Annotated in this window: 13 protein-coding genes; 5 read left to right on the forward strand and 8 right to left on the reverse strand. The window is 70.0% G+C overall.

The genetic code is table 11. The annotated features are described in order from the left end of the window. The first annotated feature begins 18 nt into the window (after nt 1-18). The gene (locus AC1RSK_RS01745) at nt 19-2,295 is read left to right on the forward strand and encodes a glycosyl transferase family protein (protein ID WP_492904965.1); all 2,277 of its coding nucleotides are present in this window, start codon (nt 19-21) and stop codon (nt 2,293-2,295) included. Between the two features lie 196 nt (nt 2,296-2,491). Here AC1RSK_RS01745 and AC1RSK_RS01750 read toward each other — a convergent pair whose 3' ends face one another. Further along, nucleotides 2,492-4,165 (reverse strand): ShlB/FhaC/HecB family protein, encoded by a 1,674-nt coding sequence (locus tag AC1RSK_RS01750; RefSeq protein ID WP_492904967.1) that lies wholly within the window; start codon nt 4,163-4,165, stop codon nt 2,492-2,494. Between the two features lie 384 nt (nt 4,166-4,549). Between AC1RSK_RS01750 and AC1RSK_RS01755 the strand changes: the two genes are divergently transcribed. Beyond that, nucleotides 4,550-5,683, forward strand: a complete 1,134-nt coding sequence (locus AC1RSK_RS01755; protein ID WP_492904969.1) for a pyridoxal phosphate-dependent aminotransferase — start codon at nt 4,550-4,552, stop codon at nt 5,681-5,683. Here AC1RSK_RS01755 and AC1RSK_RS01760 read toward each other — a convergent pair. From AC1RSK_RS01760 to AC1RSK_RS01775, 4 genes are all read right to left on the reverse strand, one after another. Next, nucleotides 5,668-6,198 (reverse strand): hemerythrin domain-containing protein, encoded by a 531-nt coding sequence (locus AC1RSK_RS01760; RefSeq protein WP_492904971.1) that lies wholly within the window; start codon nt 6,196-6,198, stop codon nt 5,668-5,670. The two genes, AC1RSK_RS01755 and AC1RSK_RS01760, sit on opposite strands and share 16 nt — an antisense overlap. 114 nt (nt 6,199-6,312) lie before the next feature. Then, nucleotides 6,313-6,774, reverse strand: a complete 462-nt coding sequence (locus AC1RSK_RS01765) for a low affinity iron permease family protein (protein ID WP_492904973.1) — start codon at nt 6,772-6,774, stop codon at nt 6,313-6,315. A 55-nt stretch (nt 6,775-6,829) separates the two neighbouring features. Then, a complete protein-coding gene (locus tag AC1RSK_RS01770) occupies nt 6,830-8,527 on the reverse strand; it encodes a class I adenylate-forming enzyme family protein (RefSeq protein ID WP_492904975.1) in 1,698 nt (565 codons plus the stop codon). A gap of 92 nt (nt 8,528-8,619) precedes the next feature. Next, entirely contained in the window at nt 8,620-9,057 is a 438-nt protein-coding gene (locus AC1RSK_RS01775; RefSeq protein WP_492904977.1) for a PaaI family thioesterase, read from the reverse strand. 117 nt (nt 9,058-9,174) lie between these two features. Here AC1RSK_RS01775 and AC1RSK_RS01780 point away from each other — a divergent pair, with 117 nt between their 5' ends. Beyond that, nucleotides 9,175-9,357: a DUF3606 domain-containing protein gene (locus AC1RSK_RS01780; protein WP_110118570.1), complete on the forward strand. Its 183-nt coding sequence runs from the start codon at nt 9,175-9,177 to the stop codon at nt 9,355-9,357. Nucleotide 9,358: 1 nt separating this feature from the next. Here AC1RSK_RS01780 and AC1RSK_RS01785 read toward each other — a convergent pair whose 3' ends face one another. The 3 genes from AC1RSK_RS01785 to AC1RSK_RS01795 form a co-directional block, all read right to left on the reverse strand. Beyond that, nucleotides 9,359-9,754: a hypothetical protein gene (locus AC1RSK_RS01785; RefSeq protein WP_492904978.1), complete on the reverse strand. Its 396-nt coding sequence runs from the start codon at nt 9,752-9,754 to the stop codon at nt 9,359-9,361. A gap of 69 nt (nt 9,755-9,823) precedes the next feature. Next, nucleotides 9,824-11,044 (reverse strand): FecR domain-containing protein, encoded by a 1,221-nt coding sequence (locus AC1RSK_RS01790; RefSeq protein ID WP_492904979.1) that lies wholly within the window; start codon nt 11,042-11,044, stop codon nt 9,824-9,826. 87 nt (nt 11,045-11,131) lie between these two features. Then, the gene (locus tag AC1RSK_RS01795; protein ID WP_492904981.1) at nt 11,132-13,234 is read right to left on the reverse strand and encodes a response regulator; all 2,103 of its coding nucleotides are present in this window, start codon (nt 13,232-13,234) and stop codon (nt 11,132-11,134) included. Nucleotides 13,235-13,410: 176 nt separating this feature from the next. Between AC1RSK_RS01795 and AC1RSK_RS01800 the strand changes: the two genes are divergently transcribed. Both AC1RSK_RS01800 and AC1RSK_RS01805 read left to right on the forward strand, forming a co-directional pair. Then, nucleotides 13,411-14,019 carry an ANTAR domain-containing response regulator gene (locus AC1RSK_RS01800; RefSeq protein ID WP_492904983.1) on the forward strand — a complete coding sequence of 203 codons (609 nt, stop codon included), beginning with the start codon at nt 13,411-13,413 and terminating at the stop codon, nt 14,017-14,019. Continuing rightward, the gene (locus tag AC1RSK_RS01805) at nt 14,016-14,993 is read left to right on the forward strand and encodes a CmpA/NrtA family ABC transporter substrate-binding protein (RefSeq protein WP_492904984.1); all 978 of its coding nucleotides are present in this window, start codon (nt 14,016-14,018) and stop codon (nt 14,991-14,993) included. Before AC1RSK_RS01800 ends, AC1RSK_RS01805 begins: the two co-directional genes overlap by 4 nt. Nucleotides 14,994-15,069 lie beyond the last annotated feature (76 nt).

The following is a 15,069-nucleotide window of genomic DNA, read 5'->3' on the forward strand; positions in this document are numbered from 1 at the left end:
GGGGTGATGGACGGCGCAATGGCGCAGATCGCGGCCTGGCTAGCGTCGGTGGGCATCACCGGCGACAGCGCCTTCGCGGCCGTCCTCGGCTACTGGGGGGCGCTGAAGGTCGCCATCATCGTCACCGCCGTGCTGATCACCATCAGCTCGCTCGACGACCTGTTCATCGACCTGCTCTACTGGTGGCAACGCTGGGAAAAGCTGTGGGACTTCTGGGGCCGCCCGCCCAAACAGGCCCGGCTCGACGCCCATCCTGAAAAGCTGATCGCCATCATGGTGCCGGCCTGGCAGGAGAGCGACGTCATCGCCAACATGGTGGCCAACACCAACAAGACCTTCAACTACGCCCGCTACAGGATCTTCGTCGGCGTCTACGCCAACGATCCGGACACCCGGCGCGAGGTGGAGAAGGTCCGCCAGCGCTTTCCCAACACCTACCTCGCCGAGGTCCCGCACGACGGCCCGACCAGCAAGGCCGACTGCCTCAACTGGCTGGTCCAGAACATCCTGCTGCACGAGCAGCGGACCGGGGAGCGGTTCGACGTCTTCCTGATGCACGACGCCGAGGACGTGGTGCATCCCTATGGGTTGAAAACGGTAAGCTGGTTCATCGAGGACAACGGCATGATCCAGATGCCGGTGCTCAGCATGGACCGGGCCTGGAACCGGCTGGTCGCCTGCCACTACATGGACGAGTTCGCCGAGTTCCACACCAAGGACCTGCCGGTCCGCTCGGCGGTGACCGGGATGACCCCTTCGGCCGGCGTCGCCACCGCCTTCGCCCGCTCGGCCATGCTGGCCCTGCTGCGCGAGAAGGACGGCCAGCCGTTTAACACCGACAGCCTGACCGAGGACTATGACGTCGCCCACCGCCTGGCGACGCTGGGCTATCCGTCGGAGTTCATCCGCTACCACGCCCGCGTCCCGCGCCAGAGGAAGCGCTGGTTCGGCAAAGGCGAGGTGACGGTGATGAAGCGCGAGCTGGTCGCCACCAAGGAGTTCTTCCCGGACCGCTTCCAGACCTCGGTGCGCCAGAAAACCCGCTGGATGCTGGGCATCTCCTATCTGGGCTGGAAGCAGCTGGGCTGGTTCGGGGACCTGGCCAACCGCTACTACCTGTTCCGCGACCGCAAGGCGCTGTTCACCTCGCCGGTCGGGGCGATGGCCTATCTGATCGTCATCCAGGTGCTGGGCTACTGGGGGATCATCGCCATCTGGCCGCAGGTCGCCAAACTGCCGCCGATCATCGACCGGCCGTGGGTCTGGGCCCTGGTGGCCCTGAACTTCATCTTCCTGGTCAACCGCATCCTGCACCGGGCCTGGTTCACCGGCCTCAACCACGGCCTCAAGCACGTACCGCTGACGCCGCTGCGGATCGTGGTCTCCAACCTGATCGGCTTCGGAGCCTTCTTCCGCTCCCTGCGCCAGTACGTCAGCCATCTGATCACCGGCCGCACCATCGCCTGGGACAAGACCCAGCACAGCTATCCCTCGCTGTCGGAACTGGAGCGCGGCGGCCGGGTCGGCGACGTGCTGCGCTTCTGGAACCATCTGGACGAGGCCGGGCTGGAGCGGGCCCTGGCCGCCCAGAAGGCGTCCTACCGTCCGATCGGCCTGCAGCTCCTCGACCTCGGCCTCGTCGAGGACGAGCACCTGGCCGAGGCCTTCGCCGAGCGCGGCGAGGTCTACGCCTCGATCTTCGATCCCTTCCAGATCGACAGCGGCGTGCTGTGGACCCTCAAGCCCGAACAGGCCGCCTGGTTCGCCGCCGTGCCGCTGCGCCGCCAGAACGGCACGCTGGACATCGCCCTGGCCGAACCCCTGCCGCCCGCCCGTCGCGCCGAGCTGGAGAAGATTCTCGGCGCCGCCGGGGTGAAGAGCGTCCGCTACCTCTACGCCCCCTTAAGCGACATCGCCTTCGCCATCCGCTTCGCCTGGGAGCCGGCGCCTTTCGCCCGCGGCCGGGCGGCCCTCGCCAAGGTGCGCGGCCAGGGCCGGATCAGCGCCTCGGACGAGGCGGCTCTGTGGCGCGGCATCCGGTCAGGCTACGTGCGGCTGGGCGACCTGTTGGTTCGGGCCGGGGCGATCAGCCACAACGACCTGCAGGCGGCGCTGACGCGGGGCAGGGGCCTGGGCAAACCGCTCGGGGAGCGCTTGTTGGATGGCGGCCTGATCAGCCCCGAGCAGCGCGACGGGGCGCTGGTGCTGCAGCTGTCGGCGGAGGCCGTCGAGGCCCGACTGGCCGCGGCGGTGGCCAAGGCGTCGGAGGCGGAACCGGCGCGGTACGCCTACTAGCCAAGCACGATCCTTCTCCCGCTTGTCGGGAGAAGGTGGCCCCCGAAGGGGGTCGGATGAGGGCGGCGCCAGCTCACGACGAGGAGCCCGATCAGCGGCCGCCCTGGCACCAGAACGCGCATCACCCCTTCAGCCGGTGCTGCCCTCATCCGGCGCTTCGCGCCACCTTCTCCCGACAAGCGGGAGAAGGGAGCAGTTAAAACGCAAACCCACCGGAAATCCCGACACTCACCTTCGGCCCCACGAACTGATCCGGCACCCCGACCGTGTCCCCGACCGGCGCCGCGTAGAGCACATCCAGGTTCCAGCGGCCGTCGAGGCTGAAGCGCACCCCGCCGCCGGCGAAGGCGCCGTGCTTTTCCAGGCGGTCGACCAGCGGGCCGATGTCGTCCTCGTTGGTCGCCCAGGCCCCTTCGACGAACGCCGCCGGGCGGATCGAGAAACGCGTCCCCAGCTTCGCCGCCGGGCCGTAGACATCCACCGACCCACTGACGCCGCTGTCGCCGAACAACGCGCCAGGATCGAGCGCCCGGCCGCCGATCAGGCCGCCGTAGGTGAACTCCTCATACTGCAGCAGCGGCTTGTCGGAGAGCTGGGCCCGCAGGCGCGGCTCGATCAGAAAGCCGCCGGAGGTGATCGACGCCGCCCCCTCGAAGCGCAGGACCAGGGCCGAGGGATCGGCTTGAACCCGGCTGAGCAGGGCGTCGCCCTCCTCGGAAGCGCCCAGACCGCTCAGGCCCTTGCGCAGGCTGACATAGCCGTACGCCGTCGCATCCTTCGAGCGGAAGTCGGCCTGCACCCCGGCGTAGGCGACCCGCAGCCGGTCGCGCACCGTCGCGTCGCCGGAGAAGGGTCCTTCGGCCAGGTCGGTGTCCTGGTCGATGGCCTCCAGGCCCGCCCGGCCGGCGAACAGCACGCTGGATTGGCCGCCGCCAGCCAGGCCCAGCGGATGGCGCAGCTCCAGCCGCCCGACCCGGGTCGTTCCCTCGGTGTCGAGGTTGGGCAGGCGTTCGTCCGGCGACTGTTCGAAGATGGCCAGGTCGCCCTTCAGCTCCAGGCCCGAGCTGGTCATCAGGACCTGGCTGGAGATCTGCGCCCCGCGCTGGGCGTCCCCGGTCAGGTCGTGGAAGACCCCGATGATGGTCCGTTCGTGCAGCGGGGTGAGGTCGCCGAAGATCAGGCTGGCCCCGCCGCTCCAGGTCCCGACCGTCTCGGCCGAGGCGTTCTGGGCGGACAGGAAGATGCCGGGCGGCCCCGGCGAGACGCTGAGCACCAGCACCACCCCCTCACCGTCCGGCCGCACCGACGGGGCGACGCCCCAGAAGCCGTAGCGGGAGGCGGCGTCGGCGCCGCGCTTGAGGGCGCGGGCGTTGAGCAGCTGGCCGGTCTTCACATCGGAAAAGGCCCGACGGATGAAGGCCTCCTGCGAGGCGTCGGCGCCCTGCACCTCCAGGCCGCTGATCCGCCCTTCGCGCACGGCGATGGTCCAGGTCGTCCCGTCCCGGGTGATGCTGCTGCGCGCCCCGACATAGCCCGCCTGCGCATAGCGGCAGTCGACCCAGGCCGCGACCTTGGTGGGGGTATCAGCCCCGGCGTCGTTGTCGCCCAGGTGCAGCCAGCCCTCGCGTAGATCGTCCTTGGTGAGGATCGTTGCGCCGGTCACGTCGACGGGAACCTTGGACGGCGCGCTGCTGCTCACCGGCAGCAGGGCGCGGCATTCTCCGGCGGTCGGCAGGGCGACGGCGATGGCCCGCTGCGGGGCCTCGAAGCGCAGGACTTCGGCCTGCGGCGGCGGTGGAGTCTGGGCCAGGGCCTGGCCGGCGAGCAGGGCGAGCGGCGCGGCGGCGGCCAGCGCGAAAAGACGGGTCATGGGCAAGGGCCCCCTGTCGCCCTCGGATCAACCTCATCACGAGGCCGTCGAAGGAGTCAAACCCGGCGCCCGTCCGGACGAGTTTGAATCCGGGGTACGGAGCCCGGGCGGCCGGGCGCGACACAGGGCGCCGGCCGCCACCGCCGTTCGCCGCAAACCCCAAGACCCGCCCGATTCCACCCCCATGAAACCTCCCGGGGTCCCCCATGGATTCCCTATGCCGCCACCATGGGATGGTCCGTCCATGCCGATATCAAATATCTGTATTTAAAAGGAAAATTGCTCGCCGCGGCTCTTGCCCCTGTCCGGGCCTGCTATAATGGGCGATCGCTTCGATAAGCCCTGGCCGTTCCCATTCCCGCCGAAAGCCGCTACCGCCAGCCCATGGCTACCCCCGACCCCTTCCGCGCCATCGAGATCAGCCGCCTGGCCCATCGCCTGAAGGCCGAGGGGACGCGCGTCATCCATATGGAGTTCGGCCAGCCCTCGACCGGCGCCCCGGCCAGCGCCATCGCCGCCGCCCACCGGGTGCTGGACGCCGACGGCATGGGCTATTGGGAGAGCCAGCCGCTGTGCGCCGCCCTGGCCGAGCGCTACCGGGCCCTGCACGGCGTCGACATCGAGCCCGGCCGCATCATCCTGACCTGCGGCGCCTCGCCGGCCCTGGTGCTGGCCCTGTCGTCGGCCTTCCAGCCCGGCGACCGCATCGCGCTGGCCCGGCCCGGCTACGTCGCCTATCGCGGCACGCTGACGGCGCTGAACATGGTCCCGGTCGAACTGGCCTGCGGTCCGGCCACTCGCTACCAGCTGACCGCCGCCATGATCGAGGCGCTCGATCCCGCCCCCGCCGGCCTGATCATCGCCAGCCCGGCCAATCCGACCGGCACCATCATCGGCGCCGACGAGCTGGCCGCCATCGCCGCCGTCTGCAAACGGCGGGGCATCCGCATCGTCTCCGACGAGATCTACCACGGCCTGTCCTACGTCGGCCCGACCCATTCGATGCTGGAGTTCGAGCCTAATGCGCTGATTATAAACAGCTTTTCGAAGTATTTCAGCATGGCTGGCTGGCGGCTGGGCTGGCTGGTGGCGCCGACCGACCTGCGCGAGGCGGCCCGCGCCTATGTCGGCAACCTGTTCCTCACCGCCCCCTCGCTCAGCCAGCACGCCGGCCTGGCGGCCATGGACGACATCGCCGAGCTGGAGGGCCATGTCGCCACCTACGCCCGCAACCGCGAACTCATCCTGGCCGCCCTGCCGCGCCTGGGCCTCACCGCCATCGCCCCGCCGGACGGGGCCTTCTACATCTGGGCCGACATCGGCCACCTGACCAATGACAGCATGAGCTTCTGCAAGCGCCTGCTGACCGAAACGGGTGTGGCCACCGCCCCGGGCGTCGATTTCGACCCGGTCTATGGCCACCGCTTCATCCGCTTCAGCTTCGCGGTCTCGACCCCGGAGATCGAGGAGGCGCTTGGCCGCCTCGTCCCCTGGTTCAAGGCCTACGTCGGGGCCTGATCGTTCTGCACGATGGTGGTCTCGGCCTTGCCGAGGCCACCGGCCTTGGCCTGTTCCATCAGTTCTTCCTTGCGGGCGAACATCCGGGCGCCGAGCTCATCCATGTCGAGGCCGGCCTTGCGGGCCTGGCTGAACATGCCTTTGACGGGCGCTTCCTCTTCCTTGACGTGGTGCTCGATCTCCTCGGACAGCACCTTCATCTTGGCGTCATAGAAGGCCTCTTCGGGACTGCCGGCCTCGATCTCGTTGATCAGGATCTTGGCCCCGTCGTGTTCGACGAAGGCTTCCTTCAGCAGGTCGTCCTCGATCTTGCCCTCGCAGGCCGGATAGAAGATCTCTTCTTCGATAAGGGTGTGAACTTTCAGCTCCAGGCAGATCTGCTCGGCGATCTTCTGCTTGGCCGCCGCGCCCTTGGCGCCCTCGAACTTTTCGAACAGTTCCTCGACCTTGCGGTGGTCGGTCTTGAGCAGGGCGATGGCGTCCGGCGCGTCGGCGGCGGTGAATGACTTTTCCATGGGTGATCTCCTCCGGGTTCTGGGTCGTTCGGCGACCTAACGGGTTTTCGCCGCCGCCGTTCCCGGGCGAGTGTGTGCTGAGAGTCGATTGCAGGTTGTCTGTCGACTGGCCGACTAAGTCTTTGTCTTGGCAGGCCGTTTGGGGCTGGCGGTCTTGCGCGCGGGCTTGTCGCCCTCGCGGCTTTCCAGTTCCTCATTGAGTTTCCGGTGCAGGTCTGTGTGGGCCTTGGCCGCCTTGGCGCAGCGACGGTGCATTTCGCGCAGTTCCCGGTCGGTCAGATCCTCGATGCCGACGAAGTCGTTCTCCGCCTCGGAGACCAGCACCAGGGCGTCGAGTTTGGCCTGCACCGCCTCGCTGTCGCGGTTCTGGGTGTTCTGGATCAGGAAGACCATCAGGAAGGTGATGATGGTCGTGCCGGTGTTGATCACCAGCTGCCAGGTCTCCGAGAAGCCGAAGAACGGCCCGCTGATCGCCCACAGCAGCACCACGGCGACGCAGGCCAGGAAGGTGATCGGCTGGCCGGTCACTCTAGCGGTCTTTGAAGCGAACTTGGAGAAGGCTTTTTCAGTATTCACGGCGGGCTCCCCTTGAGGCGGGACAGCAACGCCGTGAGCCGATTGCCTGTTCCCCTTATGCCGCCTCGTGCAGCTTCAGCGACGCCTTGAGGTCCTTCTTGAGGAACTTGCCGCTGGCGTTGCGCGGGATGTTCTCCGACAGGAACCAGATGTAGCGGGGCGCCTTGTGCTTGGCGATCAGGACGGCGACGTGGTCGCGCAGCTCCTGGGCGCTGGCGCTGTGGCCGTCGCGCAGCAGGATGGCGGCCGCCACCTCCTCGCCCAGCCGATCGTCCGGCACGCCGAACACCACCGCCTCGGCCACCGCCGGATGGCGATAGACGGCGGCTTCGACCTCGGCGCAGTAGACGTTCTCGCCGCCGCGCAGGACCATGTCCTTCTTGCGGTCGACCAGGAAGATGAAGCCCTCCTCGTCGATGCGGGCGACATCGCCGGTGTGCAGCCAGCCGTCGGTGATGGTCTCGGCGGTGGCCTCGGGGCGGTTGATGTAGCCCTTGATGACACTGCTGCCGCGCACCCACAGCTCGCCGACCTCGCCGGTCGGCAGGCTGTTGCCGAAGTCGTCGACCACCTTGGCCTCGAAGTTGGGCAGGGCGCGGCCACAGGAGGCGGGCTTGTCGACGAAGAAGTCGCCGCTCAGCGAGGTGATCACCCCGCAGGTCTCGGTCATGCCATAGCCGGTGTTGGGCCGGGCGGTCGGCACCGTCTTGTCGATCTTGTCGACCAGGTCCGGCTGGATCTGCGCCCCGCCGCCGCCGACGCTAAGCAGGCTGGAGGTGTCGTATTTGGCGAAGTCGGGGTGGGTGACCAGCTCGCGGGCCATGACCGGCACGCCGCTGACCGAGCTGATCTTCTCTTCCTGGATCAGCTCCAGGGCCAGGGTGGCGTCCCAGCGGTACATCAGCACCATCTTGCCGCCCAGGGCGGTGGCCGCGTAGGCCCCGCAGTTGTTGGCGGTGACGTGGAACAGCGGGGTGGTGACCAGCACCGCCGGCGGCGGCGGCGGGACGTTGGGGTCGGGGATGACGCCGGTGACCTGGGCCAGCACCATGGCCCCGGCCTGGCCGGAGAACAGCATGTTCATCAGGTTGCTGACGCAGCCCCGGTGGGTCAGCTGGGCGCCCTTGGGAAAGCCCGTGGTGCCGCTGGTGTAGAAGATGCAGGCGTCGGCGTCGGGATCGACGGTGACGTCGGGCATGGTCCCGCCGTGGCCGATCACCTCGCTCCAGGCCGCGCCGCCGGCCGGCGTCTCGGTGCGCACGGCGACGACTTTCGCCCCGGCCAGCATGTCCGGCTGCTCGGCGATGCGGGCCAGGCGCTCGGCGTCGGCGAACACCACTTTCGGCCGCGAGTCGCTGAAGCCGAAGGCCATCTCCGGGGCGGTCCACCAGGCGTTCATGCCGACCACGGCGACGCCGATGCTGCAGGCGGCCCAGTAGATCAGCATCCATTCGGGATAGTTGCGCATGGCGATGGCGATGCGGTCGCCGGGCTCGACGCCCTGGGCCATCAGCCAGCCGGCGATGGAGGCGGTCAGCTGGTGGGACTGGCCGTAGGTCAGCCGTTCGTCCTGATAGACCAGGTAGTCGCGCTCGGCGAACTGCAGGGTCGAGAGCCAGACCTCGCGGACGCTGGGCGGGGCGTTCTTGAAGCCGCGAATCCAGTGGCCGCCGACGTCCATCTCGACAATCTCGAAGGCGCCGCCGGGGCCGGTCAGCGCGGCCCAAGCCTGGTTCAGCTCCGCATAGTGCATCTGGGGTATCCGTTTCCTGGGGGCGACGGCTCTTGATGGCCGTTGGTTATCAGCGATCAGGATAGACGAGGCTCCCCTCGGGGCGCCAGTCCCTATCCGCCGGATACGGCAGCCTTCGAAGCCTCTTCGACGCGGGCGCGGTCCATCATCCGCACGGTGGAGGTGGCCTTGGCCAGCACCTTGCCGGCCGGGTCGGTCAGCCGCCCCTCCATGAACACCGTCGACTTGCCGCCGCCCTCGATCCAGGCCTCGGCGAACACCCGTCCCGGCCGGGCCGAGGCGAAGAAGCTGACCTTCAGCTCCAGGCTCATGGGGACAAAGCCCTCGCCATGCTTGGCGATCAGGGCGTGGGCCATGGCCGCGTCGATCCAGCCAGTCACGAACCCGCCCTGCACCACGCCGCCCGAATGGCACATATGCAGGCCGGCCTCGTATTCGAGGATGGCCCGGCCCTCGGGGTTCATCTCGACCCGGCGCACCAGGCCGAAGGTGGTTTGCAGGTCGTGCTCGGGGCGGGGGGTGTCGGTCATGGGACTCTCTGTCATCGGAGGGCCAGCATAGCCGGCTGACCCAGCGTCGCCGCAACAGGGTGATTGATCGGCGGGCCGGAACAGCCGATCCTGACCCCTCACGCGGAGAGACCTTCCATGGCCGGCCTCAAGGATAAGCGGGGGTTCATCGACAAGGAGCGCCTCGACCTCTCCGAGCGTCAGGCCGTCGAATACTGGATGAAGCGCTGGGGCGTGACCCGCGACCAGCTCACCGCCGCCCACCGCAAGGTCGGCAAGATGACCAAGGACATCGCGGCGGAGCTGGGGAAGAAGCGGTAACCTAGCCCGCGGGCGCGGCCGGCATCGTCAGGTAGCCGCGCTCGACCAGCCGGCGCATGGCCTCGTAGGCGTCGGTCAGTTCCTCGAAGGTAGCGCGCAGGTGGGTCAGCTGGGCCAGGTCGGCGCTGGAGAGCTTGCCGCCGCTGGCCGAGGCGGCCAGGGCCTGGGCGATCCAGACGGCGCGGGCCTGGGCGGCGGCGACGGCCAGCCGCTGGAACTTGCGGATGTCGCCCTGGCCGAGGGCCTGGCCGATCAGCTCCTTGTTGGCGGCGTAGGCGGTGTAGTCGATCTGCTCCAGCAGGCCGCGCGTGCGGCGCTGGGCGTGCGGATCGCTGTCGCTCTCCGGCTCGAAATGGTCGTAGGTGCGGCGGAAACTGCCGGTGCGGGTAACGGACATGGCGGACTCCTCGGGCCGTTGGGCTCGGGCTTCGCGACGAAGGTAAGGCGGGCCGCGTTAACGGGTTGTTTAGCGCGGCGGCTCCTGGGGCTGCGGCGGCTGGTCCTTGGCCGGCTGCGGCGACGGCTGCTTCAGGCTGGTCGGCTTCTGAAGCGCCGGCTGCGGGGGCGGCGTCGGGGCGGGATCGCGGGCGGCCGGCGACTGGGTCTTCGGCTGCGGCGCCGGTTGCCGATCGCGGGTGGGCGGCGTCACCTTGGGGATGGGGATATCGAAGGACGGCGTCCCCGGCCCGCTCTCACCGCGCCGGGGCAGGGGGGCGCCGTAGGTCGGCCGCTCACGCGGCGGCGGCTGGCGGGGTTCGATGACGCTGCCGTCGCTGCGGCGCAGGCCCGGACGGCCATCGCCGGAGTCGCCCGGACGGACCACGCCTTCGTTGTCATGCGAATAATCGGCGTCGGAGGTTCCGGCCGCCGGATTGCGCCGGGGCGGCGGCTTGCTCCCGCGGTCGGGCCTGCCGCCGTCGGTTGGCGGCGGCGTGTCGACCACGGGCGTCGCCGGCGGACGCGGGCCGGCGCCGCGTGGGGCCAGCAGGGCGTCGAGCCGGCCCGTGGCGGGGGCGGAGATCTGGAACACCGTCGAGCGGCGCGTGCCGCCCAGCACGATGGCCTCGCCCGGCTGGTCCAGCACGATGGTCTCGTCGCCGAAGCGGACCTCGATGATCCCCTCGCGCAGGACGATGAGGGTGGCGGTCTCCGGGTCGAGCGACAGGATGGCCAGCCAGGGGCCGGCGCCGATGACGTTCAGGGCGTCGGGGCCGACCACGCCTTCAAGGATGGTGCCGCGGATGCCGATGGCCGCCAGCGGGGTGTTGAAACGCACGCCGTCGGGGCGCGAGCCCTTGCCGCTGGAGGCGAAGCGGAAGGCGCCCTTGGCCACCGACACCGCCGCGCCGGGCGCGCTGGCGTCGGTGTCGATGACGAACTTGTCGATGCTGACGCGGGCGTTGGGGCCGACGGTCAGGCCGGAGTTGTCCTTGAGGCGGACCAGCAGGCGGCTGTCGACGGCGGTGAGGATGTCGTCGGCGTAGCGCACCGGCCCCTGCAGCTGGGCGCCGCGGAACCCCGGATCGGTGACGCTCTTCTGCTGGACGTCGTTGTCGATCTCGGCGTTGAGGCCGACCGTCTCGGTGGTGGCGGCGGCCGGCGCGGCCGGCGGCGCCTTCGTCTTCTGATCACAGGCGGCGACGGTCAGCAGCAGAGCGGCGGCTAGGCAAAGAGGCAGGGACTTCATCGGCCATCTCCCGGACGGACGGAGTGAATACGCTGAACGCCGGTCGTCCAGATCACTGTCCGCCTATGGAAGAGGCTTGTCGAGCGGTCAGGCGGCGGCCGGTTCCGGGAAGGCGTCGCGGCCCTGCAGGGCGGCGCTGAGGGCGCCCAGCAGCCGTTCCTGGTTGATCGGCTTGGGGATGTGGCCGTTCATGCCGGCGGCGCGGCAGCGCTCGACGTCGTCGCGCATGACGTCGGCGGTGACCGCCAGGATCGGGGTCAGCGACACCGGACCGCCCAGCGCCCGGATCATGCGGGTGGCGGCCAGGCCGTCGACGCCCGGCATGCGCAGGTCCATCAGGATCAGGTCGAAGGCCCCGGTCCTGGCCGCCTCGACGGCGGCGGCGCCGTCCTCGGCCTCGGCCACCTCGCAGCCGAAGGCGTCGAGGAACAGGCGGGCGACCTCGCGGTTCATCGGGTGGTCGTCGACGACCAGGATGCGGGGCGCGCGTTCCGCCAGCTCGTCCTCCTGGGGCCCCTCGGCCTCAAGCCGGGGCAGAGTGAGGGCGAACCAGAAGTGGGAGCCGCCGACCTCGCGTGGCCGATAGCCGATCTCGCCGCCCATCAGCTGGACGATCGAACTGCAGATGGAGAGGCCCAGGCCCGCCCCGGCATGGCGGCGCGACAGGGAGGCGTCATGCTGGGCGAAGGGCTTGAAGAGGTCGCCGCGCTGGGCCGGCGCGACGCCCGCGCCGGTGTCGGAAACGGTGAAGACCAGGCGGTCGGCGCCCTCCAGGGGGTGGCGCTCGACGCTGATGGCGACGTCGCCGGCGTCGGTGAACTTGATGGCGTTGTCGATCAGGTGGCCGAGCACCTGCTGGGCGCGGCGGACGTCGACCAGGTGGCGGGCCTCCCCCAGGGCCCCGCAGTCGAGGCTCAGGGTGACGCCCTTGGCGGCGGCCTTGCAGCCGGCCGCCTCGACGGCGCGGACCAGGGCGGCGGCCAGGTCGGCGGGGGCCGGCTGGATCTCCAGCTGGCCGGATTCGATGCGCGAGAAGTCGAGGATGTCCTCGACGATGGCCATCAGGTCCTGGGTCGAGCGGCCGATCATCTCCACCTGCCGGCGGGCCTCGGGGTCCAGGTCGTCGCGCTTGGACAGGGCCTCGCCGAAGCCGAGAATGCCGTTCAGCGGGGTGCGGATCTCATGGCCGACGACGGCCAGGAAGCGTTCGCGGGTGGCGGTCACCTGTTCGACCCGGGCGTGGGCGGCGGCGGTGGCGGCGGCCTTGCGGCGCAGGCGCAGCTCGGCCCGCATGCGTTCGGCCAGGGCGCTGGTGGCCAGGGAGGCGGTGAGCAGCAGGCTGATCAGGAAGACCTGCAGCAGGCCAAGCTCGATGAAGGGCGGCTTGCCGTCGAACACGGCCAGCGGGCCCTTGTTGGCCAGGGTCTGCACGGTGGCGGCCATGGCGCAGATGTAGACGGCCGGGAAGGCCCAGGCCGCGCCCAGGCGGAAGGCGGCGAACAGCAGAGCCGGGAAGATCAGCAGGAAGATCGGGGCCTGGGAGATGCCGAACACGACCCAGGTGCCGAGGCCGAGCAGGGCCAGCAGGGCCACCCGCTCGACCAGTTTGGCCGGGCCGGCGTACAGCGGGTTGATGCCGCGCATCATCATCAGGGTGGCGGGCAGGGCCAGCACCATACCGGTGGCGTCGCAGGCCGCCCAGCGGCGCCAGACGACGCCGTAGTTGACCAGGGTCTCGGCGGTCGTCGCCCCGCCGATCAGGCCCTCGGCGACGCCCGTGACGCCGACGATGATCAGGAAGGGGACGAAGCGCCGCAGGCGGCCAAGGTCCAGCGCCGCGCCGCAGAAGGTGCGGGTCAGGAGGACGACGACCAGGGTGTAGCCGAGGTTCAGGGCCGTGAAGGAGAGGTTCAGCGTCAGCGGCAGGCCGCCGATGACGTTCAGCCCCAGGTTCATGGCGATGCAGAGGACCGCGAAGGGGATGGCGACCTTCGGTCGCAGCAGCAGCAGGCCGGCCGCCATCACCCCGTTGGCGGCCCAGAAGGCGGTCGAATTCTCGACGCTGCGGAACCACAGGACGGCGCTCAGCACCGCCAGGGCGTAGACCGCCAGCAGGATACCGGCGTCCTTCCAGCCCCGCTGTGGCTGGGCCTGGCGGAAGAAGCGCCAGCGGATTGCGAACAGTTTCATGGCCTTGACCTGTCCCCCCGGATCGGCAGGACAGCACGGAAGTGTTTTGAAGCGGTGAAAGCGGGTCTTCTCCACCGGAGGGCGACTGCGCAAACTTTGGGCGCCCGCCGCCCATCGCATATGCGGGAGCGATTGCGCTTCGCTTCCCAAGGGGAGGACCGCTAGGCGTCTGACCCATGCGCGTCCTGCTCATCGATCCCGATCCCGCCCGGGCCGCCCTCGTCGCCGAGGGCCTGGCCGGGGTCGATCCGTTGGAGGTGCGGCAGTCGGCCATCTTCGAGGTGGCCGAGGCGGCGGCCTTCGAACCGGACGTCATCGTCGTCGCCTGCGACAGCCCCGACCGTGACATCCTCGAGAGCCTGCGCGAGTCGACCCGCTCCAACCCCCGCCCGGTGGTGATGTTCGCCGACCGCAGTGAGGCGGGCCTGGCCGAACAGGCGGTGCGGGCCGGAGTGGCGGCCTATGTCGTTAACGGCCTGGCGCCGGACCGGGTGCGGTCGATCCTCGACGTGGCGATGAGCCGGTTCTCGCTGATGCAGCAGCTGCGCGGCGACCTGGCCCGGGCCAAGGCCGACCTGGAATCGCACAAGGCCGTCGATCGCGCCAAGACCCTGCTGATGAAGGAGCGCGGCCTGGACGAGACGGCCGCCTACGGCGTGCTGCGCAAGCTGGCCATGGACAAGGGCCGGCCGATCGGGGCGGTGGCGGCCGATCTGCTGGCCTTCGCCGGCATTCTGAAGGGGCCAGATCAAAAGGGGCCAGATCAAAAGGGGGATGGCAGGTGACGGCTCTGACACTGGGCTTCATGCCCCTGACCGATTGCGCGCCGCTGGTCGTCGCCCGCGACAAGGGATTCTACGCCGAGGAGGGGCTGGAGGTGACGCTCAGCCGCGAGGCCTCCTGGGCGACGATCCGCGACAAGCTGGCCTTCGGGACCCTCGACGCGGCGCAACTCCTGGCCCCGATGGCCATCGCCTCGCCGCTTGGCATCGGCGGCGACGCCGCGGCCATGGTCGCCCCCATGGCGCTCAGCCGGGGCGGCGGGGCCATCAGCCTGTCCCGCAGCCTGGCGGCGGCGGTGCGCGACCTCGAGGCGGCCGGCCGTGAGCAGCCGCTGGCCCAGGCGCTGGCCGACCAGGCGGGCATCCCGACCTTCGCCGTCGTCTTTCCCTATTCGATCCACAACTACGCCCTGCGCGGCTGGCTGGCCGGCGCGGGCGTCGATCCGGACCGCGATGTCCGCATCATCGTCGTGCCGCCCGCCCGCATGGCCCAGCAGCTGGCCGCAGGCGTCATCGACGGCTTTTGCGCCGGCGCCCCCTGGAACGCCGTCGCCGCGGCGGCCGGGGCCGGCGAGACGGTGGCCACCACCGCGGCGCTGCACCCGGGCGCCCCCGACAAGGTGCTGGGCCTGGCCGAGCGGCGAGCCGGACGCGATCCGCCGGCCCTCGCCGCCCTGCTGCGGGCCCTGTCGCGGGCCGGGGCCTGGGCCGACCAGGTCGGCAACCGCGAGGAGCTGATCGCCCTGCTGGCCAGGCCCGAGGTGGTCGGCGTCGCGGCGTCGGTCATCGCCCCCGCCCTGGATGGCGAAATCGTCTTCCAGGCCGACGGCGCGGCCGCGCCCCGGCCCGAGGACACCCACTGGATCCTTTCGCAGATGCGGCGGTGGGGGCAGCTGGGACCGGACCCCAGACTCGCCGCCCCGGCCGGCCTGGTCTACCGCCCCGACTTGCTGCAGCAGGCTTTGGCGGCAGGCTGAGGGCGCCGCGATTTCGGTCAGCCGCCATGCTGCGGCGCCGCAAAATCGTGCGAACGGCCCTGTTTGCGCCCGCGAG

Source organism: Caulobacter sp. GW821-FHT11A05, from assembly GCF_058809015.1.

Excerpts from the sequence above, each read along its gene's own strand:
- AC1RSK_RS01755 (WP_492904969.1), top strand. The coding sequence starts at position 4,550 with ATGGCTACCCCCGACCCCTTCCGCGCCATCGAGATCAGCCGCCTGGCC.
- AC1RSK_RS01780 (WP_110118570.1), top strand. The coding sequence starts at position 9,175 with ATGGCCGGCCTCAAGGATAAGCGGGGGTTCATCGACAAGGAGCGCCTC.
- AC1RSK_RS01775 (WP_492904977.1), bottom strand. The coding sequence starts at position 9,057 with ATGACCGACACCCCCCGCCCCGAGCACGACCTGCAAACCACCTTCGGC.
- AC1RSK_RS01795 (WP_492904981.1), bottom strand. The coding sequence starts at position 13,234 with ATGAAACTGTTCGCAATCCGCTGGCGCTTCTTCCGCCAGGCCCAGCCA.
- AC1RSK_RS01750 (WP_492904967.1), bottom strand. The coding sequence starts at position 4,165 with ATGACCCGTCTTTTCGCGCTGGCCGCCGCCGCGCCGCTCGCCCTGCTC.
- AC1RSK_RS01745 (WP_492904965.1), top strand. The coding sequence starts at position 19 with ATGGCGCAGATCGCGGCCTGGCTAGCGTCGGTGGGCATCACCGGCGAC.
- AC1RSK_RS01800 (WP_492904983.1), top strand. The coding sequence starts at position 13,411 with ATGCGCGTCCTGCTCATCGATCCCGATCCCGCCCGGGCCGCCCTCGTC.
- AC1RSK_RS01785 (WP_492904978.1), bottom strand. The coding sequence starts at position 9,754 with ATGTCCGTTACCCGCACCGGCAGTTTCCGCCGCACCTACGACCATTTC.
- AC1RSK_RS01770 (WP_492904975.1), bottom strand. The coding sequence starts at position 8,527 with ATGCACTATGCGGAGCTGAACCAGGCTTGGGCCGCGCTGACCGGCCCC.
- AC1RSK_RS01790 (WP_492904979.1), bottom strand. The coding sequence starts at position 11,044 with ATGAAGTCCCTGCCTCTTTGCCTAGCCGCCGCTCTGCTGCTGACCGTC.
- AC1RSK_RS01760 (WP_492904971.1), bottom strand. The coding sequence starts at position 6,198 with ATGGAAAAGTCATTCACCGCCGCCGACGCGCCGGACGCCATCGCCCTG.